This window comes from Inhella crocodyli, from assembly GCF_004004565.1.
GTDB lineage: Bacteria > Pseudomonadota > Gammaproteobacteria > Burkholderiales > Burkholderiaceae_C > Inhella > Inhella crocodyli.
Map to the genome: position 1 here is coordinate 516,742 of NZ_SACM01000001.1, position 20,046 is coordinate 536,787.

General features: G+C 68.8%; 19 protein-coding genes and 1 tRNA gene. 11 read left to right on the plus strand and 9 right to left on the minus strand.

The window, feature by feature from the left end:
* Positions 1 to 2 precede the first annotated feature (2 nt).
* Entirely contained in the window at positions 3 to 2,816 is a 2,814-nt protein-coding gene (locus EOD73_RS02395; RefSeq protein WP_127680514.1) for a valine--tRNA ligase, read from the plus strand.
* Between the two features lie 4 nt (positions 2,817 to 2,820).
* On the plus strand, positions 2,821 to 3,699 hold the full coding sequence (galU, locus tag EOD73_RS02400) for a UTP--glucose-1-phosphate uridylyltransferase GalU (protein ID WP_127680516.1): 879 nt from the start codon (positions 2,821 to 2,823) through the stop codon (positions 3,697 to 3,699).
* On the opposite strand, the gene EOD73_RS02405 is transcribed toward galU, so the two are convergent.
* The gene (locus EOD73_RS02405; RefSeq protein ID WP_127680518.1) at positions 3,696 to 4,295 is read right to left on the minus strand and encodes a rhomboid family intramembrane serine protease; all 600 of its coding nucleotides are present in this window, start codon (positions 4,293 to 4,295) and stop codon (positions 3,696 to 3,698) included. The genes galU and EOD73_RS02405 overlap by 4 nt on opposite strands.
* A 71-nt stretch (positions 4,296 to 4,366) precedes the next feature.
* Positions 4,367 to 4,451 (minus strand) — tRNA-Leu (locus tag EOD73_RS02410).
* 113 nt (positions 4,452 to 4,564) lie between these two features.
* Between EOD73_RS02410 and cysM the strand changes: the two genes are divergently transcribed.
* The 3 genes from cysM to EOD73_RS02425 are packed head-to-tail and all read left to right on the plus strand — an operon-like array spanning position 4,565 to position 6,230.
* Positions 4,565 to 5,479 (plus strand): cysteine synthase CysM, encoded by a 915-nt coding sequence (cysM, locus tag EOD73_RS02415; protein WP_127680520.1) that lies wholly within the window; start codon positions 4,565 to 4,567, stop codon positions 5,477 to 5,479.
* Complete coding sequence (locus EOD73_RS02420; RefSeq protein WP_127680522.1) at positions 5,476 to 5,994, plus strand: NUDIX hydrolase; 519 nt, start codon at positions 5,476 to 5,478, stop codon at positions 5,992 to 5,994. Before cysM ends, EOD73_RS02420 begins: the two co-directional genes overlap by 4 nt.
* Positions 5,994 to 6,230 (plus strand): sulfurtransferase TusA family protein, encoded by a 237-nt coding sequence (locus EOD73_RS02425; RefSeq protein ID WP_127680524.1) that lies wholly within the window; start codon positions 5,994 to 5,996, stop codon positions 6,228 to 6,230. Before EOD73_RS02420 ends, EOD73_RS02425 begins: the two co-directional genes overlap by 1 nt.
* Before the next feature lie 3 nt (positions 6,231 to 6,233).
* Here EOD73_RS02425 and EOD73_RS02430 read toward each other — a convergent pair whose 3' ends face one another.
* On the minus strand, positions 6,234 to 7,079 hold the full coding sequence (locus tag EOD73_RS02430; RefSeq protein WP_127680526.1) for an NAD(P)H-binding protein: 846 nt from the start codon (positions 7,077 to 7,079) through the stop codon (positions 6,234 to 6,236).
* A gap of 60 nt (positions 7,080 to 7,139) precedes the next feature.
* Between EOD73_RS02430 and EOD73_RS17685 the strand changes: the two genes are divergently transcribed.
* The 4 genes from EOD73_RS17685 (at position 7,140) to EOD73_RS02450 (ending at position 12,569) form a co-directional block, all read left to right on the plus strand.
* Complete coding sequence (locus tag EOD73_RS17685) at positions 7,140 to 8,165, plus strand: CDP-6-deoxy-delta-3,4-glucoseen reductase (RefSeq protein WP_127680529.1); 1,026 nt, start codon at positions 7,140 to 7,142, stop codon at positions 8,163 to 8,165.
* On the plus strand, positions 8,165 to 8,893 hold the full coding sequence (locus EOD73_RS17690) for a 2OG-Fe dioxygenase family protein (protein WP_240660561.1): 729 nt from the start codon (positions 8,165 to 8,167) through the stop codon (positions 8,891 to 8,893). Before EOD73_RS17685 ends, EOD73_RS17690 begins: the two co-directional genes overlap by 1 nt.
* 81 nt (positions 8,894 to 8,974) lie before the next feature.
* Positions 8,975 to 10,021, plus strand: a complete 1,047-nt coding sequence (locus EOD73_RS02445) for a Leu/Phe/Val dehydrogenase (protein ID WP_127680531.1) — start codon at positions 8,975 to 8,977, stop codon at positions 10,019 to 10,021.
* A gap of 70 nt (positions 10,022 to 10,091) precedes the next feature.
* Positions 10,092 to 12,569 (plus strand): penicillin acylase family protein, encoded by a 2,478-nt coding sequence (locus EOD73_RS02450; protein ID WP_127680533.1) that lies wholly within the window; start codon positions 10,092 to 10,094, stop codon positions 12,567 to 12,569.
* A 43-nt stretch (positions 12,570 to 12,612) separates the two neighbouring features.
* Here EOD73_RS02450 and EOD73_RS02455 read toward each other — a convergent pair whose 3' ends face one another.
* The 5 genes from EOD73_RS02455 to ald all read right to left on the minus strand — a co-directional run bounded on the left by EOD73_RS02455 (position 12,613) and on the right by ald (position 17,410).
* Positions 12,613 to 13,338 (minus strand): ABC transporter ATP-binding protein, encoded by a 726-nt coding sequence (locus EOD73_RS02455; protein WP_127680535.1) that lies wholly within the window; start codon positions 13,336 to 13,338, stop codon positions 12,613 to 12,615.
* A gap of 13 nt (positions 13,339 to 13,351) precedes the next feature.
* Positions 13,352 to 14,128, minus strand: a complete 777-nt coding sequence (locus tag EOD73_RS02460) for an ABC transporter ATP-binding protein (RefSeq protein ID WP_127680537.1) — start codon at positions 14,126 to 14,128, stop codon at positions 13,352 to 13,354.
* Positions 14,125 to 15,252, minus strand: coding sequence for an ABC transporter permease subunit (locus tag EOD73_RS02465; protein ID WP_127680539.1), 1,128 nt, complete (start codon positions 15,250 to 15,252; stop codon positions 14,125 to 14,127). The genes EOD73_RS02460 and EOD73_RS02465 overlap by 4 nt, the downstream gene beginning before the upstream one ends.
* Positions 15,253 to 15,274: 22 nt before the next feature.
* Complete coding sequence (locus EOD73_RS02470) at positions 15,275 to 16,219, minus strand: branched-chain amino acid ABC transporter permease (RefSeq protein ID WP_127680541.1); 945 nt, start codon at positions 16,217 to 16,219, stop codon at positions 15,275 to 15,277.
* A gap of 87 nt (positions 16,220 to 16,306) precedes the next feature.
* Positions 16,307 to 17,410 (minus strand): alanine dehydrogenase, encoded by a 1,104-nt coding sequence (gene ald, locus EOD73_RS02475; RefSeq protein WP_127680543.1) that lies wholly within the window; start codon positions 17,408 to 17,410, stop codon positions 16,307 to 16,309.
* A 135-nt stretch (positions 17,411 to 17,545) separates the two neighbouring features.
* Between ald and EOD73_RS02480 the strand changes: the two genes are divergently transcribed.
* Positions 17,546 to 18,010, plus strand: a complete 465-nt coding sequence (locus EOD73_RS02480) for an Lrp/AsnC family transcriptional regulator (RefSeq protein WP_127680545.1) — start codon at positions 17,546 to 17,548, stop codon at positions 18,008 to 18,010.
* Positions 18,007 to 18,771, plus strand: a complete 765-nt coding sequence (locus tag EOD73_RS02485) for a 2-keto-4-pentenoate hydratase (protein WP_127680547.1) — start codon at positions 18,007 to 18,009, stop codon at positions 18,769 to 18,771. Before EOD73_RS02480 ends, EOD73_RS02485 begins: the two co-directional genes overlap by 4 nt.
* Here the strand turns inward: EOD73_RS02485 and EOD73_RS02490 are convergent.
* A complete protein-coding gene (locus tag EOD73_RS02490; RefSeq protein ID WP_375137432.1) occupies positions 18,755 to 20,041 on the minus strand; it encodes a replication-associated recombination protein A in 1,287 nt (428 codons plus the stop codon). The two genes, EOD73_RS02485 and EOD73_RS02490, sit on opposite strands and share 17 nt — an antisense overlap.
* Between the last annotated feature and the right edge of the window lie 5 nt (positions 20,042 to 20,046).

Genomic DNA, 20,046 nt, shown 5'->3' on the forward strand with positions numbered 1-20,046 from the left:
CCATGACCGAACTCGCCAAATCCTTCGAACCCGCCGCCTTGGAGGCCCACTGGGGCCCGCTGTGGGAGCGCGAAGGCCTCTACGCCCCCACGCTGGACGCCAGCAAGCCCTCGTTCTGCATCCAGTTGCCGCCGCCCAACGTCACGGGCACCCTGCACATGGGGCACGCGTTCAACCAGACCATCATGGACACGCTGACCCGCTACCACCGCATGCGGGGGCACAACACCCTTTGGGTGCCGGGCACCGACCACGCGGGCATCGCCACGCAAATCGTGGTGGAGCGGCAGTTGCAGGGGCAAGGCGTCAGCCGTCACGACCTGGGTCGCAAGAACTTCGTCGCCCGCGTGTGGGACTGGAAGCAAGAGAGCGGCAACACCATCACGCAGCAGATGCGCCGCATGGGCGACAGCGTGAGCTGGGACCACGAGTACTTCACGATGGACGAGAAGCTCTCGACCGTCGTGACCGAAACCTTCGTGCGCCTGTACGAGGAAGGCCTGATCTACCGCGGCAAGCGCCTCGTGAGCTGGGACCCGGTTCTCAAGTCCGCCGTGTCCGACCTCGAAGTCGAAAGCGAAGAGGAAGACGGCCACCTCTGGCACATCCGCTACCCCGTGGACGGTTCCACCGAGTCGCTGGTCGTGGCCACCACGCGTCCTGAAACCATGCTGGGCGACACCGCGGTGATGGTGCACCCCGAGGACGAGCGCTACAGCCACTTGATCGGCAAGCAGGTCAAGCTGCCGCTGACCGGCCGCTTGGTGCCGGTGATCGCCGACGCCTACGTGGACAAGGCCTTCGGCACCGGCGTGGTCAAGGTCACGCCGGCGCACGACACCAACGACTACCAGGTGGGCGTGCGCCACGGCCTGCCCATGCTGACCATTTTCGACCTGGACGCCAAGGTCAGCGCCGCCGAGGCCGACGACATCCCTGCGGCCTACCGCGGCCTGGACCGCTTCAAGGCGCGCAAGCAGATCGTGGCCGACTTGGAAGCCCAAGGCCTGCTGGTCGAGGTCAAGAAGCACAAGCTGATGGTGCCCCGCTGCGCGCGCACGGGCCAGGTCATCGAGCCCATGCTGACCGACCAGTGGTTCGTGGCCACCACCAAGCCCGGCAAGAGCGGCAAGAGCATCGCCGACGGCGCCATCGAGGCCGTGGCCTCGGGCGAGGTCCAGTTCGTGCCCGAGAACTGGGTCAACACCTACAACCAGTGGATGAAGAACCTGCAGGACTGGTGCATCTCGCGCCAGCTCTGGTGGGGCCACCAAATCCCGGCCTGGTACGACGAAGACGGCCAGGTCTACGTGGCCCGCAACGAGGCCGAGGCCCAAGCGCAAGCCCCGGGCAAGACCCTGCGCCGCGACGAGGACGTGCTCGACACCTGGTACAGCTCGGCCCTGGTGCCCTTCTCCACCCTGGGCTGGCCGGCCAAGACCCTCGAACAAGACCTGTTCTTGCCCAGCTCGGTGCTGGTCACCGGCTACGACATCATCTTCTTCTGGGTCGCCCGGATGATCATGATGACGAAACACTTCACGGGCAAAGTGCCCTTCCGTCACGTCTACATCCACGGCCTGGTGCTCGACGCCCAGGGCAAAAAGATGAGCAAGTCGGAAGGCAACGTGCTGGACCCGGTCGACCTGATCGACGGCATCGCCCTGGCCCCGCTGCTGGACAAGCGCACGCAAGGCCTGCGCAAGCCCGAGACGGCGCCCAAGGTCCGCACCGCCACCGAAAAGGAGTTCCCCGAGGGCATCCCCGGCTACGGCGCCGACGCCCTGCGCTTCACCTTCGCGGCCATGGCCACGCTGGGCCGCAGCGTCAACTTCGACAGCAAGCGCTGCGAGGGCTACCGCAACTTCTGCAACAAGCTGTGGAACGCCACGCGCTTTGTGCTGATGAACACCGAGGGCGAAGACTGCGGCTTGGTCGAAGGCAGCTGCCCGCCTGGGCACAACCGCTTCAGCCAGGCCGACCGGTGGATCGCCAGCGAGCTGCAGCGCGTGGAAGCCGCCGTGGCCCAAGGGTTCGCCGATTACCGGCTGGACCTGGCCGCCAACGCCGTCTACAGCTTCGTCTGGGACGAGTACTGCGACTGGTACCTGGAGATTGCCAAGGTCCAACTGCAGGAGGCCAAGGCCGCGGGTGACCTGGCCGCCGCCCGGGGCACGCGCCGCACGCTGATCCGCGTGCTGGAAACCGTGCTGCGCTTGCTGCACCCGATCACGCCCTTCATCACCGAGGCCCTGTGGCAAACGGTGGCACCGGTGGCCGGCCGCAAGACGGTGGCCTACCTGACCCAAGCGCCCTACCCCGTGGCCCAGCCGGAGCGCATCGACCCGGCGGCCGACGCGTGGGTGGCCCGCCTGAAAGAGGCGGTTGGCGTGTGCCGCAGCCTGCGCGGCGAGATGAAGCTCAGCCCGGCCGAGCGCGTGCCCCTGTTGGTGCAGGGCGACGACGGCTTCCTCGCCGAGGCGGCCCCGGTCCTCAAGGCCTTGGCCAAGCTCAGCGAGGTCCGCCTGCTCGACGCCGACGCCTTTGCCGGCGCCACGCAGATGGCGCCGGTGCTGGTGCTGGGCAGCGCCAAGCTGGCGCTGGAGGTGCAAATCGACCTGGAGGTCGAGCGCGCGCGCGTGGCCAAAGAGATCGCCCGCTTGGAAGGCGAGATCGCCAAGGCGCACGCCAAATTGGGCAACGAAAGCTTTGTGGCCCGCGCACCGGCGGCGGTCGTGGCGCAAGAGCGCCAACGCGTCGCCGATTTCGAACAGCAACTCACGCAACAGCGCGCCATGGCGGCGCGCCTGGGATGAGCCCATGAGCGCCAACGCCCTCGTCACCAAGGCCGTGTTCCCGGTGGCGGGGCTGGGCACCCGCTTCCTGCCCGCCACCAAGGCGCAGCCCAAAGAAATGCTGCCCGTGGTCGACAAGCCCTTGATCCAGTACGCGGTGGAAGAGGCCTACGCGGCCGGCGTGCGCGAAATGATCTTCGTGACGGGGCGGCACAAGCGGCCGATCGAAGACCACTTCGACATGACCTTCGAGCTGGAAGTGGCGCTCGAGCAGGCCAACAAGCGGGAGCTGCTCGAGGTCGTTCGCTCGGTGAAGCCGGACGACATGGAGTGCATCTACGTGCGCCAGGCGCAGGCCCTGGGCCTGGGGCACGCCGTGCTGTGCGCGCAGCGCCTCATCGGCAACGACCCCTTCGCGGTGCTGCTGGCCGACGACCTCATGGTGGGCGACAAGCCCGTGCTGCAGCAAATGGCCGAGCAGTTCGCCGAGTGGCAGGCCAGCATCTTGGCCGTCCAAGAGGTGCCGGCCGCCCACACCCGTCGCTACGGCATCGTGGCCGGCACCGACGTCAACGAGCGATTGGTGGACGTGAGCCGCATCGTTGAGAAGCCCGCACCCGAGGACGCGCCCAGCCGCCTGGGCGTGGCCGGTCGCTACATCCTGACGCCCGGCGTGTTGCGCGAGATCGCCAGCCAACCCCGTGGCGTGGGCGGTGAGATCCAACTCACCGACGGCATCGCCGGCTTGCTGCGACGCGAGAAGGTGTTCGCCTACCGCTACGAGGGACGGCGGTACGACTGCGGCAGCAAAGAAGGCTTCCTGGAGGCCAACGTGGAGTTGGCCCTCGCGCACCCGGCCCTCGGCCCGGGCTTTCGCGACTACCTGCGCGGCCTGACGCTTTAGTGCACCCGGCGCAGCGGGGGCCGCTTCTTGGGGCGGCGCCACAGCTGCATCAGCGCAAAGGCCCCGAGCATGCCGCCCAGGTGGGCGAAATGGGCGATGCCGGTGCGACCGGTGACGCCCAACAGCAGCTCCATCGCGCCGTAGATCACCACCAGCACCTTCATCTTCATGGGGATGGGCGGGATCAAGGGGATGACCATCTGCTCGCCAAACACCAGGCCCATGACAAGCAAGAGCCCGAAGACGCCGCCGGAAATGCCCACGGTGGGTGCGAACGACCCGGCCGCGAAGGTGACCAACAACTGCACCAGCGCCGCCGTCAGCACGCTCACGACCACCAAGGTCAGGTAGCGCCGAGGGCCCAGGTACTGCTCCACCTGCGCCCCAAACATGTACAGGCCCAACATGTTGAAGAACAGGTGGCCGAAATCCCCGTGCATGAGCGCGTAGGTCAGCACCTGCCAGGGCATGAACGCCGCCGCCTGGACCGGCCACAGGGCCAGCCAGTACTTCACCTCAGGCAGCAAGAAGTCCAAGCAAAAGAACCCGACACAGGCCAGGATCAGCGCTTTGGTGATGGGGGGAAGTGGATGCATGCGTCGCGCCAATGGATTGCGGCGCGAGTGTAGGCGGGCTGTCATGCAGCGCGCCCGAAGCCGTAGAGGCTTGGTGCCCAGGGCCGGACTCGAACCGGCACACCTTGCGGCGGGAGATTTTGAGTCTCCTGCGTCTACCGATTTCGCCACCTGGGCAGGTTGCTCGCAGCGGTGTGTCGCTGCGTCGCAAGGCAACACTGCCTTGCTCGGAGCCCGCGATTCTGCCACAGCTCTGAGCGGCTTTCGAAGCCGGCGGCACAATCGTGCGCATGAACGACTCGCCGCGCTACCCCACCCTCGAAGACGTCATCGGCAAAACGCCCTTGGTGCAACTCTCCCGAATCCTCGGCCCCGAGCTGGCCGCCCGGGGGAACGTGCTGCTGGGCAAGCTCGAGGGCAACAACCCGGCAGGCTCCGTCAAAGACCGCCCGGCCATCAGCATGATCCGCCGGGCCGAGGAGCGCGGCGACATCCGCCCCGGCGACACCTTGATCGAAGCGACCAGTGGCAACACCGGCATCGCGCTGGCCATGGCCGCGGCGATCCGCGGCTACCGCATGGTGCTGGTGATGCCGGAAGACCTGTCGATCGAGCGCGCACAGACCATGAAGGCCTTCGGAGCCGAGCTGATCCTGACGCCCCGCAGCGGTGGCATGGAGTACGCCCGCGACCTGGCCGAGCAAATGGCCCGCGAGGGCAAAGGCCGCGTCCTCGACCAGTTCGCGAACGCCGACAACCCCCGCATCCACTTCGAAACGACCGGGCCTGAGATTTGGCAAGACACGGCGGGGCGCGTCACGCACTTCGTCAGCGCGATGGGCACGACGGGCTCCATCACCGGGGTCTCGCGCTACCTCAAGAGCCAAAACCCAGGCGTGCGCGTGATCGGCGCGCAGCCGTCCGAGGGCAGCCGCATCCCGGGCATCCGCAAATGGCCCGAGGCCTACTTGCCCAAGATTTACGAGCCCAGTGGCGTTGACGAGATCGTGTTGGTCAGCCAGTCCGACGCCGAAGAGATGGCCCGCCGTTTGGCCCGCGAAGAAGGCTTGTTTGCGGGCATCTCGGCGGCCGGGGCCTGCTGCGTGGCCTTGTCGATCGCTCGCACCGTGAAGGACGCCACCATCGTGTTCATCGTGTGCGACCGCGGCGACCGCTACCTGTCCACGGGCGTGTTCCCGGCATGAAGTTCTGCCCCGAGTGCGCCACGCCCCTGGCCTGGATCGTTCAGGCCGAGGACGGGGGCGACAAGCAGCGCCTGCGCTGCCCGGCCTGCGGTTTCACGCACTGGAACAACCCCACGCCCGTGCTCGCGGCGGTCGTGGAATGCGTGGACCGCGATGGCCAACTGCTGTTGGCGCGCAACGCCGCGTGGCCGGGCCGCTTCTTCGGCCTGATCACCGGCTTCATGGAGGCCGGTGAAACGCCAGAAGCCGGCATCCTGCGCGAGCTGGCGGAGGAAACTGCGCTGCAGCCGGCCGGGCCCCCAACGCTCTTGGGCGTGTGGGATTTTCAGAAGATGAACCAACTGATCGTGGCCTACCACGTCCCCGCCCAGGGACCGATCGTGCTGAGCCCCGAGTTGGCCGAGTACAAGTTGTTGGCCCCGCAGGCCGTGCGCTGCTGGCCCCAAGGCACGGGGCAAGCCCTGGCCACCTTCGTGCGCTCCCGCGGCCACGAGCCGCTTTGGATGGACCTTTGATGAGCGATCACCCCCACGACCGAGACATCGACGTTCGCGGCTTCAACTGCCCGATGCCGATCCTGAAGACCAAGAAGGCCTTGGCCGACATGCAGAGCGGTCAGGTCCTGCGCATCCTGGCAACAGACCCGGGGTCGATGCGCGACTTCCAGTCGTTCGCCAAGCAAACCGGGCACACCCTCCTGGCCCAATCCGAAGCCGGCGGCGAGTTCACGCACTGGCTGAAGGTCAAGTAAGCGCTACCAGCCCGACTCCGGCAGCGGGTAGCGCGGCTGCCAGCGCAACTCCCGCTTGGCCCGCGCATTGCCGATGCGGCGGCTTTCGCTCAAGAAGCTCATCTGCATCGGGCTCAGCAAGGCGGTCGCTTCCGCGCGCGACACCCGCGGCGGCCGAGGCAGGCCCAGGGTGTCGGCCGCGAGGTCGAAGTGATCGCCCATGCGGCGCTCGCTGTCGTCCACGACGTTCAAGGCCCGCAGGGGCTTGGCCACCAGCAAGGCCCGCCAGCACGCGCGGGCCAGGTCGTCGGCGTGGATGTGGTTGGTGAAGACGTCGTCCTCGGCCCGCAACACCGGCCTTCCGGCCAACAGTCGCTCCCGCGGGTGCCCTTCTCGGTCGGCGGCGTAGATGCCGGGGGCGCGCAGCAGGCTCAATCCCACGCCTTGGCGCACCGCCCAGGCGCGCAGCACGTCTTCGGCGTCCACACGCCGCTGCGCCCGGGGCGTTTGGGCGCGACGGGCCGCGGTCTCGTCGATGCGCGCGCCCGCCCAGTCGCCGTACACCCCGGTCGTCGACACGTACACAAAGCGGCGGGGCGCGTGCGAGCGGGACAAGGCTTGCACCAAGGCGCGGGTGCGCGGGTCGGTCGTGCCTTGGGTGGGCGGTGGCGCCAGGTGCATCACCGCGTCAAAGCCACCGGCCAGTCGGCGCAGGCTGCGGGGGTCGTCGAGGTCGCCTTGGATCAAGGGAACCGCCAAATGGCGCAATTTGGCCGGCGTGCGGGCCAGCACCGCCACCGACACCGCGCGCGGCAGCAGGCGCAGCACCCGCTGCCCCACGTCGCCACACCCCACGATCAACAGGCGCATTCCATCTCCCTGGGACAATGCGCGCCAGTCTAGAAGCCCCGCCCTCTCCCCTTCGACACCATGTCCCTCACCATCACCGTTCAACCGGCCGGTCGCAGCTTCACCGTGGCACGCGATGGCACCTTGCTGGCCGCCGCGATCGAGCAAGGCATCGGCCTGCCCTATGGCTGCAAAGACGGCGCCTGCGGCTCTTGCAAGAGCAAACTGCTCGAAGGCCGCGTCATCCACGGCGCGCACCAAGCCAAGGCCCTGAGCGCCGAGGAAGAGGCCGCGGGCTACGTGTTGACCTGCTGCGCCATCCCGCAAACCGATTGCACGCTCGAAGCCCGCAGCGTGCCGGCCGAGGGCGTCCATCCGGTCGTCAAGATGCCGGTGCGCGTCAGCAGCCTCAGCAAGCCCGCGCCCGACGTGCTGGTGCTCAAGCTCCAACTGCCGGCGACGCAAAACTTCCGATACCACGCTGGGCAGTACCTGGAGTTCATCCTGCGCGACGGTTCGCGCCGCAGCTACAGCATGGCCAACGCGCCTGGCAATTCGGCCGAGGCCGAACTGCACATCCGCCACATGCCGGGCGGCAAGTTCACCGATCACGCGTTCACGAACCTGAAGGAGCGCGACATCCTCCGGGCCGAGGGCCCCTTCGGCAGCTTCTTCCTGCGCGAGGGCGAGCAGCCCATGGTGTTGCTGGCCAGTGGCACGGGCTTCGCGCCGATCAAGGCGCTGATCGAGCAGTTGGAGCGCCAAGGCAACACCCGTCCGGCCCGGCTGTACTGGGGCGGGCGCCGACCGCAGGACCTGTACCTGCACGACTGGGCCCTGGCCGCGGCCGAGCGCCTGCCCTGGCTGAGCTACGTGCCGGTGGTGAGCGATGCCCAAGCCGACGACGGCTGGACCGGGCGGACGGGCTTCGTGCACCGCGCGGTGCTGGAGGACCACACCGACCTGCGCGGGCACCAGGTCTACGCCTGCGGGGCCCCGATCGTGGTCGAAAGCGCCCGCCGAGACTTCGTGCTCGAGGCCGGTTTGCCGGAAGAGCAGTTCTACGCCGACGCTTTCACCAGCGAAGCCGACAAGCACGGCGCCTGATGTTCCAGCCGCCCTTCACCCCGGCCGATCGCGTTGACGACAGCCTGCGGCAGACCGGCTATGCCGTGCTGGCCCCTCACGACACGGCCACGTGGATGGGGCAGCCGCTGGCCAGCCTGCTGGCCCTGCACCCCTTCTGGGACGCCCTGCCGCCCGACCAGCACCTGAAGGATGGCGGTCGCTACCGCCGCCGCCGCCACAGCTGCTGGGAAATCGACGGCCAGCACCTGACCCAGGTGCCGCACCGCGCGCATTGGCAGAGCTTGGACTACAACGCCCTGCATGGCGGCATCGAGCGCTGGTTCCAGCCCATCGAACCGGCGATGGCCGCCGCGCCCGCTTGGTCGGCCCTCTTGCGCCGCCTGGCGCAAGCGACGAGTGCGTTGCGCGGCGCTCAGCCCTGGTACCTCGAGGCCCACCCGTTCCGCATCGACACCACCGACGGCATCGGCCGCCCCACGCCGGAAGGGGCCCACCGCGACGGCGTGGACCTGGTGGCCGTGATGCTGCTCGGTCGGCAGCACATCAAAGGCGGTGAAACCCGGGTCTTTGAGGCCCAGGGGCCGCACGGCCTGCGCTTCACCTTGACCGAGCCCGGCAGCCTGCTGCTGCTGGACGACGCCCGGATGATCCACGAAGCCACGCCCATCCAGCCCGACGGGGCGCCGGTGGGCCACCGGGACACCCTGGTGCTGACCTTGCGCGCGGGCGGCTTCCAAGGCCCCTGACAATGCGCGCCGCGGCGGCCCGACCACAAGCCAGGCACGCCGCTCGTTCCCTGCCACCCGCAACCTACCAAGGCGTTACCCATGCCCTCCTTCTTTGGCCTGCCCCACCAAGCCCCGCACGAACGCGTGCTCATCGCTGCCGACGAGGCCAGCGGCCTGCGCACCCTGATTGCCGTCCACAACACCGCCCGCGGCCCGGGCTTCGGCGGCTGCCGCGTGTGGGCCTACGAGAACGACCTCGCCGCGCACCACGACGCGCTGCGCCTGTCGCAAGGCATGAGCTACAAGAACGCACTGGCCAACCTGCCCTTCGGCGGCGGCAAGGCGGTGATCGTCAAGCCCAAGGGCGAGTTCAACCGCGAGCAGCTGTTCGCTGCCTTCGCCCGCGCCGTGGACAGCCTGCAAGGCGCCTACATCACCGCCGAGGACGTGGGCACCACCACGGCCGACATGCGCGTGGTGCAGCGTCACACGAAGTACGTCAGCGGCATCCCCCGCGAGGGCGCCTTTGGCGGCGACCCCAGCCCCAAGACGGCCTGGGGCGTGTTCGTGTCGGTTCAGGCGGGCGCCAAGGCCGTGTTGGGCCGCAGCGACCTGCAGGGCCTGACGGTGGCCATCCAAGGCCTGGGCGCTGTGGGTTGGCATTTGGCCGAGTTCCTGCACCAGGCCGGCGCCAAGCTGACGGTGGCCGACATCGACCCCGGCAAGACGGCCAAGGCCCAAGCGCAGTTCGGCGCCACGGTGGTGGGGGTGGACCAGATCCTGGCCGCTCCGGTGGACGTCCTCGCACCTTGCGCCCTGGGCGCGAGTCTCAACGCCACGACCATCCCCACGCTGCAGGCCAAGCTGGTCTGCGGCGCGGCCAACAACCAGCTGGCCCTGCCGTCCGACGGCAACCTGCTGGCCGATCGCGGCATTGCCTACCTGCCCGACTACTTGGTGAACGCCGGCGGCATCATTTCCGTCGCCCGCGAGTACCGCGGCGAGGGCGAAGAGCAGGCCGTGATGGCCGAGGTGAGCCGCATCGCCGAGCGGGTGACCGAGTTGCTGGCCCGCATCAAGGTCAGCGGGCGCACCCCGGCCGCCGAAGCCGACGCCTGGGCCCAAAGCCTGCTCGTGCGCGCCTGAGCCCCGATCGGCCCCGTGCTGGGGCCGATCCGCATGGGCGGCGCCGCCGCCTGGCCCTAGGCTGCCGCCCATGATCAAAACTTGGATTCGCCGGCTGGGCTGGCTCTTGCTGGCCCTGCTCGGCCTCGTCCTGGCGGCCATGGCCGTGTACCTGCTGCGCGCGCAACCCCAAGAGTCGGGCGCGCGCACCGTGCCGGGTCTGGCGGCCTCCGTGACCCTGGCCCGTGACGGGCATGGCGTGCCCACCGTCACTGCCGCCAGCCTGACCGACATGGCCTACGGCCTGGGTTTCGTCCACGGTCAAGACCGTGCTTGGCAACTGGAGTCGCAGCGCCGCATCGGGCGGGGCGAGTTGGCCGAGGCCTTCGGGCCGAATGCTCTCGAAACCGACCGCTTCCTGCGCGCGCTCGGCGTGCGTCGATCAGCCGAGGCCCGCTGGGCTTGGCTGCAATCGCAAACCGACGAGGCCTCCCGACAGTCGGTGGCCCTGCTGAAGGCTTACAGCCAGGGTGTGAACGCCGGACGCGCGGCGCAAGCCCGCCCGCCCGAGATGATCATCCTGGGCCTGCCCCTCCAAGACTGGACCCCGGTGGACAGCCTGGCCTGGGCCGTCATGATGAGCTGGGACCTGAGCGGCAATTGGAACCAGGAGCTCTTGCGGCTGCGCCTGGCCCTGCAACTGCCCGACGACAGCCGCCCGGGCACGCCAGGCCGCAGCACCCTGGCCCGGCTCAACACCTTGATGCCCGCCTACCCCGGCGACCGACTGCCCGAGACCGCCGACTACCCCGCGTTGTACCGGGAACTGGGCCTGGCCCCGCAGGCCACGGAGAAACTGGCCGCTGCGCTGCAAGGCCACGCACCGCGCTCTGGCGTGGAAGGATCGGGCTCGAACAACTGGCTGGTCGCGGGCAGCCGCAGCGTCACCGGCATGCCCTTGGTCGCCAACGACCCCCACCTCAAGCTGCAAAGCCCGGCCCTGTGGTACCTGGCGCGGCTGGAGGTGCCCGGCATGAAGGTGGCGGGGGGCACCCTCCCCGGCCTGCCCTTCGTCGTGCTCGGGCAAAACCAACACATCGCCTGGGCCTTCACCAACACCGGGCCCGACACCCAAGACCTGTACCTGGAAGAGTGGCGCGAGGCCGGCGGGCGCACCGAAGTCCGCACGCCCACGGGCTGGATGCCGGCGCAGGTGCTGGAGGAGCGCATCCGCGTCAAGGGCGGCCCCGACGAGGTCTTGCGCGTGCGCGTCGGGCGCCACGGCCCCTTCATTTCCGACGCGGGTCCTGGCGCCGACCTGCTGGCCCCCAGCGGCAAGCGCTACGCCCTGGCCTTGCGCTGGGCCACCCTCGACCCGCAGAACGACCCCATTGCCGCCGGAATCGCCCTGAACCAAGCGCAAAGCGTGGACGCGTTCTTCGCCGGCGCGCATCGCTTTGCCGCCCCCATGCAAAACATGCTGGTGGCCGACCGGACCGGGCGCACCGGCTTCATCGCGTCGGCGTTGGTGCCGGTGCGCAGCAGCGCCAACGACCTGCACGGCCTGGCGCCCGCGCCGGGCTGGGACGAGCGCTACGACTGGCAGGGCTACCTGCCCTTGGACGCCATGCCGCAAGAGCGGGACCCCGCCCGCGGCTGGATCGCCACCGCCAACCAGCGCACCGTGCCGGACGACTACCCGCACCACCTGAGCCACGAATGGGCCCTGCCCTACCGGCAGCAGCGGATCGAGCAACTGCTGCAGGCCACGCCCAAGCACAGCCTGGACAGCTTCGCGGCCATGCAGGCCGACGTGCAAAGCCTCGGTGCCGTCCCCCTGCTGCCCTGGCTCCGGGCTGCCCGCAGCCCGCATCCCCTGGCCGCCGCCGCGCAAGCCACCCTGAAAGAATTCGACGGCAGCATGCAGGCCGAGCAAGCCGCCCCCCTGATTTTTTGGGCCTGGGTCCGCCAACTCACGGTTGGGGTGTTCCAGGACGACCTGGGCGAGGCCCTGTTCGAACGCGCCTTCGCCACGCGTTCCTTCCGCGACGCCCTGCACGAGCGCTTGGCGGCCAACGATGCCGCTTGGTGCGACGACCGCCGAACGCCCCAGCCCGAGAGCTGCGCCGACCAGGCCAACGCGGCCCTGACGCGCGCCCTGGACGAGTTGCAATCGCGCTTCGGCCCCGATGTCGGGCGTTGGCGCTGGGGCGAGGCGCACGTGGCCAAGGGCGAACACCGACCCTTCTCGCGCGTGGCCGCCTTGCGCCCCTTGTTCGAACTGCAAACGCCCGTGGGCGGTGACACCTACACGGTCAACGTCTCCCGCGTGAACCTTCGGCCCGACTGGGCCGGCGCCCTGTACACCGATGACCACGGGCCGAGCTTGCGCACGCTGATGGACGTGGGCACGCCGGCCCACTCCCGCATGGTGCAGTCCACGGGCCAGTCGGGCCTGCCCTGGCGTGCCACGTACCGCGACCTGCTGCCGCTGTGGCGCGAGGGGCGCGCCGTGCCCATGTGGCCGACCGAGCCGCCCGCGCACACGCTGGTGCTGCAGCCCCAATGAAAAAGCCCGGCCAAGGGCCGGGCTCTTTGAAGGAGCGCGGGACTCACTCACCCAAGTAGGCGGCGCGCACTTTGGGGTCGGCCAGCAGATCGCTGCCGCGCCCGGTCATGGTCACCGCCCCCGACTCCATCACGTAGCCGCGGTTGGCCAGGGCCAGGGCACGGCTGGCGTTTTGCTCCACCAGCAGGATCGTGACGCCCTTGCTGTGGATGTCGTGCACCACCTCGAAGATCTTGTCCACCATGATGGGCGACAGGCCCATCGAGGGTTCGTCCAGCAAGAGCACCTCCGGGCGGGCCATCAGCGCGCGGCCCATGGCCAGCATCTGCTGCTCGCCACCGCTCATCGTGCCCGCCAGTTGGTCCTTGCGTTCGCGCAGGCGTGGGAACAGACCGAACACCATCTCCATGTCTTGGGCGATGGCCTCGGTGTCCTTGCGGATGTAGGCCCCCATCTGCAGGTTTTCGGTGATGGTCATGCGGGTGAACGTCCCGCGCCCCTCCGGGATCATCACCAGGCCCTGCTTGGCCAGGTTCCAGGCGCCTTGCCCCTTGATGGAGCGCCCCTTGAACAGCACATCGCCCTCGGCAATGGGCTGCAAGCCCGTGACCGCCTTGAGCGTCGTCGTCTTGCCGGCGCCGTTGGCCCCGATCAAGCTGACCAACTCGCCCTGCCGCACCTCGAAATCCACGCCCTTGACGGCCTTGATGCCGCCGTAGGCCACCTTCAGCCCACTGACCTGCAGCAGCACTTCCTTGTTGTTGCTCATGCCGCGTCCTTCCTCAATGGGCCGCGTGACCGGCGCCCAGGTAGGCCTCGATCACTTTCTCGTTCTTCTGCACCTCGGCGGGCGTGCCCTCGGCGATTTGCTTGCCGTAGTCCAACACCGTCACGCGATCGCACAGGCCCATCACCAGCTTCACGTCGTGCTCGATCAGCAGGATCGTGCGGCCGTCCTTGCGGATGCGGTCGATCAGCTCGCGCAGCACCACCTTCTCGGTTTGGTTCATGCCGGCCGCAGGTTCGTCCAAGGCGATCAGCTTGGGGTCGGTGGCCAGGGCGCGGGCGATCTCCAACCGACGCTGGTCGCCATAGCTGAGCGTGCGCGCGCGGAAGTCGGCGTGCTTGCCGATGCCAACGTACTCCAGCAGTTCGCGCGCACGGGCCTCGATGGCCTTCTCCTCCGCCTTGAAGCCCGGCGTGCGGAACACGGCGCCGAGCAAGCCGGAGCCGGTGCGCACGTGCCGACCGACCATGACGTTCTCCAACGCCGTCATCTCAGGAAACAGGCGGATGTTCTGGAAGGTGCGGGCGATGCCGGCCTTGGCCACCAGGTGCACGGCGGCCGGCTTGTAGGGCACGCCGCCCAACTCGAAGCTGCCGCCATCGGGCACGTACAGGCCGGTGATGACGTTGAAGAAGGTCGTCTTGCCGGCGCCGTTCGGACCGATCAGGCCGTACACCTGGCCCTGCTCGATGGTGATGCCCACGTCGCTGAGGGCCTGCACGCCCCCGAATCGCTTGGACGCGGCCTGCACTTTCAACACGACATTGCTCATGCTGCCTCTCCCTTCACCGGCGCGGCCTTCCCGTGCTCGGGGCTGGGCCACAGGCCCCTCGGTCTGACCAGCATGATCGTGATCATGGCCAGGGCAATCAGCATCTGGCGCAGGATGGAGGCGTCGATGCGCCCGCCCGTCAGGTTCTGGATGTCGCCCGCCACGTAGCGCAGCACCTCGGGCAAAGCCGCCAGCAGCAGCGCGCCCAGAATGACGCCGGGCAGGTGCCCCATGCCGCCCAGCACCACCATGGCGACGATCATCACGCTCTCTTGCAGGCTGAACGACTCGGGGCTGACGAAGCCTTGGAAGCCCGCAAACATCGCCCCGGCCACGCCCCCGAAGGTGGCACCCATGCCGAAGGCGAGGAGCTTGAGGTTGCGGGTGTTGATCCCCATGGCCTTGGCCGCGATCTCGTCTTCCCGGATGGCCATCCAAGCGCGGCCGATGCGGCTGTTCTCCAGGCGCCAGCTGATCAACACGCTGAGCACGACCAGGATGAGGAACAGCCAGTAGTACTGCGTCACGCCCGGGATGGACACGGCCTCCCAGGTCTTGCCGAAGAGGGAGATGTCCCCCAATTCGATGCGCTGCGACAGCGGGTGGCCGAAGAAGGTGACCGGGTCGATGGTGCCAATGCCGCGGGGGCCGTTGGTCACGTTGACCGGGTGCTCCATGTTGTTCAGGAACACGCGGATGATCTCGCCAAAGCCCAGGGTGACGATGGCGAGGTAGTCGCCTCGCAACTTCAAGGTTGGCGCCCCGAGCACCACCCCCGCCAAGGCCGCCAGCCCGGCCCCCAAGGGGATGACCAGCCACAGCGGCGAGTGCAGGCCGTTGGGGAAAGCGGCCGCGATGGACTCGAAGTTCTCCATCAGGTGTGGGCTGGCCAGCAGCGCGAACATGTAGGCGCCCACGGCGTAGAAGGCCACGTAGCCCAAGTCCAGCAGGCCGGCGTAGCCCACGACGATGTTGAGGCCCAAGGCCAGCATCACGTACAGCAGCGCCACGGCCATGATGCGAATCGGGCCATTGCCCACATCCAGCATCTGGACGAACAAGGGCAGGCACAAGGCCAACAGGGCGCAGGTGCCAAAGGCGACGAGCTTTTGCGTTTGGTTCATGGATGCAAACATCGCGCGCCCCTCAAGCCCGGTCCGCCACGCGCTCGCCCAACAGGCCCGATGGCCGCAGGGTGAGCACCAAGATCAGCGCCACGAAGGCAAAGATGTCGGCGTAATGGCTGCCCAGCACGCCACCCGTCAGTTGCCCCAGGTAGCCGGCCCCGATGGCCTCGATCAGGCCGAGCACCACACCGCCCACCATGGCGCCGGCCAGGTTGCCGATGCCGCCCAACACGGCGGCCGTGAAGGCCTTCAGCCCGGGCATGAAGCCCATGCTGTGCTGCGCGGTGCCGTAGTTGGCGGCCCACATCAGGCCGGCCACAGCAGCCAGCGCGGCCCCGATCACAAAGGTCGCCGAAATCACGAAGTCGGGCTTCACGCCCATCAGCGATGCCACCCGGGGGTTCTCGGCCGTGGCGCGCATGGCCCGTCCGAGCTTGGTCTTGTTCACCAGGAACATCAGGCCCGCCAACAAGATGCACGAGGTGGCCAGGATCATGATCTGCGTCATCGAAATGACCACGCTTTGCTGCGTGTCGACGCTGCCCATCAGAAAGATCGGGTCTTGCGGCAGCAGGGCCGGGAACGGCTTGGGGTTGGGCTTCCAGATCACCATGGCCAAGGTCTGCAGCAACAGGCTCATGCCCATGGCCGTGATCAGGGGGGCCAGGCGCGGCGCGTTGCGCAGCGGCCGGTAGGCGATCTTTTCGACCGAGAAGTTCACCACGCAGCACACGACGATGGCGCAGGCCAGGCCCACCGCCATCAACAACCAACCCGGCATGCCGCTGTCACTCATGTAGGTGACCACGGTCCATGCCGTGAGCGCCCCGATCATCAAGATCTCACCGTGGGCGAAGTTGATCAGGTTGATGATGCCGTACACCATCGTGTACCCCAGCGCCACCAGCGCATACATGCTGCCCAGCACCAGGCCGTTGATGACCTGTTGAAAGAAGGTTTCCAAGCCGTACTCCTACTGCCCGCCGAAGACGGAACGCGGCGGATTATGAGAGGGGGCACTGCCCCCCCCTTCCTTGGGAATACCCGGTCGTCAGAGCGCGGCCACGTGGGGCAGGCCCAGGTCGCGGGCCACGGCCGCGTGGGCGATCTGGCCCTCGTGCACGGTCAGGCCCGCGGCCAGATGGCGGTCGGCTTGGCAGGCGGCACGCCAGCCGCGGTCGGCCAGGGCCAGGGTGAAGGGCAAGGTGGCGTTGTTCAGGGCGAAGGCGCTGGTGCGCGGCACGGCGCCCGGCATGTTGGCCACGCAGTAGTGCACGACACCATCGACCACGTACGTGGGATCGGCGTGGGTGGTGGCCCGGCTGGTCTCGAAGCAGCCGCCTTGGTCGATGGCCACGTCCACCAGCACGCTGCCGGGTTTCATGCGCGCCAGGTGGGCCCGGCGCACCAGCTTGGGCGCCGCTGCCCCCGGCACCAGGACGGCCCCCACCACCAGGTCGGCCCCCAGCACCGCCTCTTCCGTCGCGTCCAAGCTGGCGTAGCCCGTCCGCAGTCGGCCCCCGAAGACCTCGTCCAACTGGCGCAAGCGCGGCAGGCTCTTGTCGAGCACGGTCACGTCCGCCCCCAAGCCCATGGCCATGCGCGCGGCATGCGTGCCCACCACCCCGCCGCCGAGCACCACGACCTTGGCCGGGGCCACGCCCGGCACGCCGCCCAACAGCACGCCCAGGCCACCGTTGGCCTTCTGCAGCGCCACCGCGCCCACCTGGATGGCCATGCGGCCGGCCACCTCGCTCATGGGGGCCAGCAAGGGAAGCCCACCGCGCTCGTCGGTGATGGTCTCGTACGCGATCGCCGTGCAGCCACTCTTCATGAGGCCGGCGGCCTGCTCGGGGTCCGGCGCCAAGTGCAGGTAGGTGAACAGCAGTTGGCCGCGCCGCAGCATGGCGCATTCCTGCGCTTGGGGCTCTTTCACCTTGACGATCATGTCGGCCTGCGCGAACACGGCGGCCGCGTCGGGCAGGATCTGCGCGCCGGCGGCCTGGTAGGCCGCGTCGTCACACCCAATGCCAGCCCCGGCGCCGGCCTGCACCAGCACCTGGTGGCCGTGGTGAACGGCCTCGCGGACGCTGGCGGGCGTCATGCCGACGCGGTACTCGTGGTTCTTGATTTCGGTGGGGACGCCGATGCGCATGGGGCACTCCAAAGTAAAGCGGGTCGAAGAAGCGGCCATCGTCGGCCGGACGACCTCGCATCAAATCGCAATGCATGGCGGTGGTAACCCTCGGTTTCTGCAACTTCATGCGATCAATCGACGAAACTACGCCGCATGAATAGCAATCTCGACCGAACCGACCGTTCAATATTGCGCCTGCTTCAAGCCGACGGTCGCTTGAGCAACGCCCAGGTGGCGGAACGCGTGGCCCTGAGCCCCTCGGCCTGCCTGCGGCGCTTGCAGCGCCTCGAAGACGAAGGCGTGATCCAGGGCTACCGGGCCGAGTTGAGTGCGCAGGCCATCGGACGCCCAACCACCGTGTTCATCGAGGTCACCCTGTCCAACCAAGGCACGGCCGCCCTGGACGCCTTCGAGCGTGCTGTGTCGGCTTGCCCGGACGTTCTGGAGTGCCACCTGATGAGCGGCGACTTCGATTACTTGCTGCGCGTGGCGGTGGCCGACCTGGCTGACTACGAGCGCCTGCACCGTCACCAATTGGCCGCCCTGCCCCACGTCGCGCGGGTGCGCACCGCCTTCGCGATGCGCGCCGTCGTGCCCAGCCGAGGATTCCCGCTGTGAGCCCCGAGATGGCCCGATGGGCCGACGAATTGCACCTGGCCAGCCAGGGCGGCCCCACCGTGAGCGCATGGCCGGGCTTGTCCCTGCCCGAGGCCTACGCGGTGGCCGCCCGCAACCACGCCCGGCGCGTCGCCGAGGGCGACGCCCCGCTCGGTCGCAAGATCGGCCACACCAACCCGGCCAACTGGCCCGCCCAGGGCCTGTCGGCGCCGAGTTGGGGCTGGCTGTACCGGGCCCGCACCTGGACCGACGCCCCCCTGCCCAGCGGCGAGCGATGGCGAGAACCCAAGGTGGAGTTGGAATTGGTGCTGCGCTTGGGGGCCCCGCCAGCGCCCGGCGCGCCGTTGGAGGCTTGGGCGCGGTGCGTGGACGCCGTTGCCCTGGGCCTGGAGTTCGTCGACCGCCCCTACGCCGCTTGGGGCGGCAGCGTCGCCGATTCGGTGGCGGCGGGCGGGGTGCACGCGGGGCTGTGGATGGGCCCCGTTCGGACGAGCACACCGGCCCTTGCCCGCGCCTGGGGCGACTTGCGCGCCAACCTCCAGGTGGGCGAGGCCTCGAGCCAGGGCAGCAGCGCCGCGGTCCTGGGCCACCCCTTGGCTGCCGTGGCCGCGTTGCAGTCGCTGCTGGCCCAACAGGGGGCAGCCCCCTTGCAGGCCGGTGAATGGATCACCACTGGCGCCTTGGCCCCGGCCCTGCCCTACCGTCCGGGGGCACCGATCTCGGCCCTCATCGAGGGCCCTGGATTCAGGCTTTCGGTGTGAGCAGGTCGCGGGCGCGGGCGTTCGCGTCCCGCAAGCGGGCCAGTTTTTCGGCGATCTTGCCCTCCAAGCCGCGGTCGGTGGGCTCGTAAAAGCGAAGGTCCTCGGGCACGCCCTCGGGCAAGTAGCGCTCGCCCGCCGCAAAGGCGTCGGGCTCGTCGTGGGCGTAGCGATAGCCGTCCCCCATGCCCAGGCCCTTCATAAGCCGGGTGGGCGCGTTGCGCAGGTGCAGGGGCACCGGGCGGCTGGCATCTTGCGCCACAAAGGCGCGCACGGCCTTGTAGGCCAGGTACGCGGCATTGCTCTTCGCCGCCACCGCCAAATACACGGTGGCCTGCGCCAGGGCCAGTTCGCCCTCGGGCGACCCCAGCCGCTCGTACACCTCGGACGCGTCCAGCGCCATGCGCAGCGCCCGCGGGTCGGCCAAGCCGATGTCTTCGCTGGCCATGCGCACCAGCCGGCGCGCCAGGTAGCGCGGGTCAGCGCCGCCATCGAGCAGCCGCGCGAACCAGTACAGGCTGGCATCGGGGTCGCTGCCGCGCACGCTCTTGTGCAGGGCCGACATCGCGTCGTAGTACTGGTCGCCGCCCTTGTCGAAGCGCCGCAACTGCGCCCCCAAGGTTTGCTGCAGGTGCGCGGTGTCCACGTCGGCGGTCGCGGTGCTGGACACGTTGTCCAGCGCGTTGAGCATGCGACGGGCATCGCCATCGGCGTACGCGATCAAGGCGTCCCGGGCGTCGTCGGTCCAAAGCACCCCCAGCAAGGCGCAGCCCCGCTCGAAGAGTTGCACCAGATCCGAACGGTCCAGGGGTTCCAACACGTGCACGGTGGCACGCGACAGCAGCGCCGAATTGACCTCGAACGACGGGTTCTCGGTCGTGGCGCCGATGAACACGAACAGGCCCGACTCCACGTGGGGCAGAAACGCGTCCTGTTGGGCCTTGTTGAAGCGGTGCACCTCGTCAACGAAGACCGCCGCACGGCCGTGCACCTTAGCCTGCTCGACCGCTTCACGGATGTCCTTCACGCCGCCCAGCACCGCCGAGATGGCAATGAAGGGCAGGCCACTGGCCTGCACCAGCAAGCGCGCCAAGGTCGTTTTGCCAACGCCAGGCGGGCCCCACAGGATCATCGAATGCAGCTGACGGCGCTCCACCGCCACGCGCAGCGGCTGGCCGGGACCCAAGAGCTTGGCTTGACCGACGACCTCGTCCAGCTTCGCCGGCCGCAAGCGCTCGGCCAACGGCACCTGGGTCGGTGCGGCGCCGAACAGGTCGG

Excerpts from the sequence above, each read along its gene's own strand:
- EOD73_RS02395 (WP_127680514.1), top strand. The coding sequence starts at position 3 with ATGACCGAACTCGCCAAATCCTTCGAACCCGCCGCCTTGGAGGCCCAC.
- galU (WP_127680516.1), top strand. The coding sequence starts at position 2,821 with ATGAGCGCCAACGCCCTCGTCACCAAGGCCGTGTTCCCGGTGGCGGGG.
- EOD73_RS02405 (WP_127680518.1), bottom strand. The coding sequence starts at position 4,295 with ATGCATCCACTTCCCCCCATCACCAAAGCGCTGATCCTGGCCTGTGTC.
- cysM (WP_127680520.1), top strand. The coding sequence starts at position 4,565 with ATGAACGACTCGCCGCGCTACCCCACCCTCGAAGACGTCATCGGCAAA.
- EOD73_RS02420 (WP_127680522.1), top strand. The coding sequence starts at position 5,476 with ATGAAGTTCTGCCCCGAGTGCGCCACGCCCCTGGCCTGGATCGTTCAG.
- EOD73_RS02425 (WP_127680524.1), top strand. The coding sequence starts at position 5,994 with ATGAGCGATCACCCCCACGACCGAGACATCGACGTTCGCGGCTTCAAC.
- EOD73_RS02430 (WP_127680526.1), bottom strand. The coding sequence starts at position 7,079 with ATGCGCCTGTTGATCGTGGGGTGTGGCGACGTGGGGCAGCGGGTGCTG.
- EOD73_RS17685 (WP_127680529.1), top strand. The coding sequence starts at position 7,140 with ATGTCCCTCACCATCACCGTTCAACCGGCCGGTCGCAGCTTCACCGTG.
- EOD73_RS17690 (WP_240660561.1), top strand. The coding sequence starts at position 8,165 with ATGTTCCAGCCGCCCTTCACCCCGGCCGATCGCGTTGACGACAGCCTG.
- EOD73_RS02445 (WP_127680531.1), top strand. The coding sequence starts at position 8,975 with ATGCCCTCCTTCTTTGGCCTGCCCCACCAAGCCCCGCACGAACGCGTG.
- EOD73_RS02450 (WP_127680533.1), top strand. The coding sequence starts at position 10,092 with ATGATCAAAACTTGGATTCGCCGGCTGGGCTGGCTCTTGCTGGCCCTG.
- EOD73_RS02455 (WP_127680535.1), bottom strand. The coding sequence starts at position 13,338 with ATGAGCAACAACAAGGAAGTGCTGCTGCAGGTCAGTGGGCTGAAGGTG.
- EOD73_RS02460 (WP_127680537.1), bottom strand. The coding sequence starts at position 14,128 with ATGAGCAATGTCGTGTTGAAAGTGCAGGCCGCGTCCAAGCGATTCGGG.
- EOD73_RS02465 (WP_127680539.1), bottom strand. The coding sequence starts at position 15,252 with ATGAACCAAACGCAAAAGCTCGTCGCCTTTGGCACCTGCGCCCTGTTG.
- ald (WP_127680543.1), bottom strand. The coding sequence starts at position 17,410 with ATGCGCATCGGCGTCCCCACCGAAATCAAGAACCACGAGTACCGCGTC.
- EOD73_RS02480 (WP_127680545.1), top strand. The coding sequence starts at position 17,546 with ATGAATAGCAATCTCGACCGAACCGACCGTTCAATATTGCGCCTGCTT.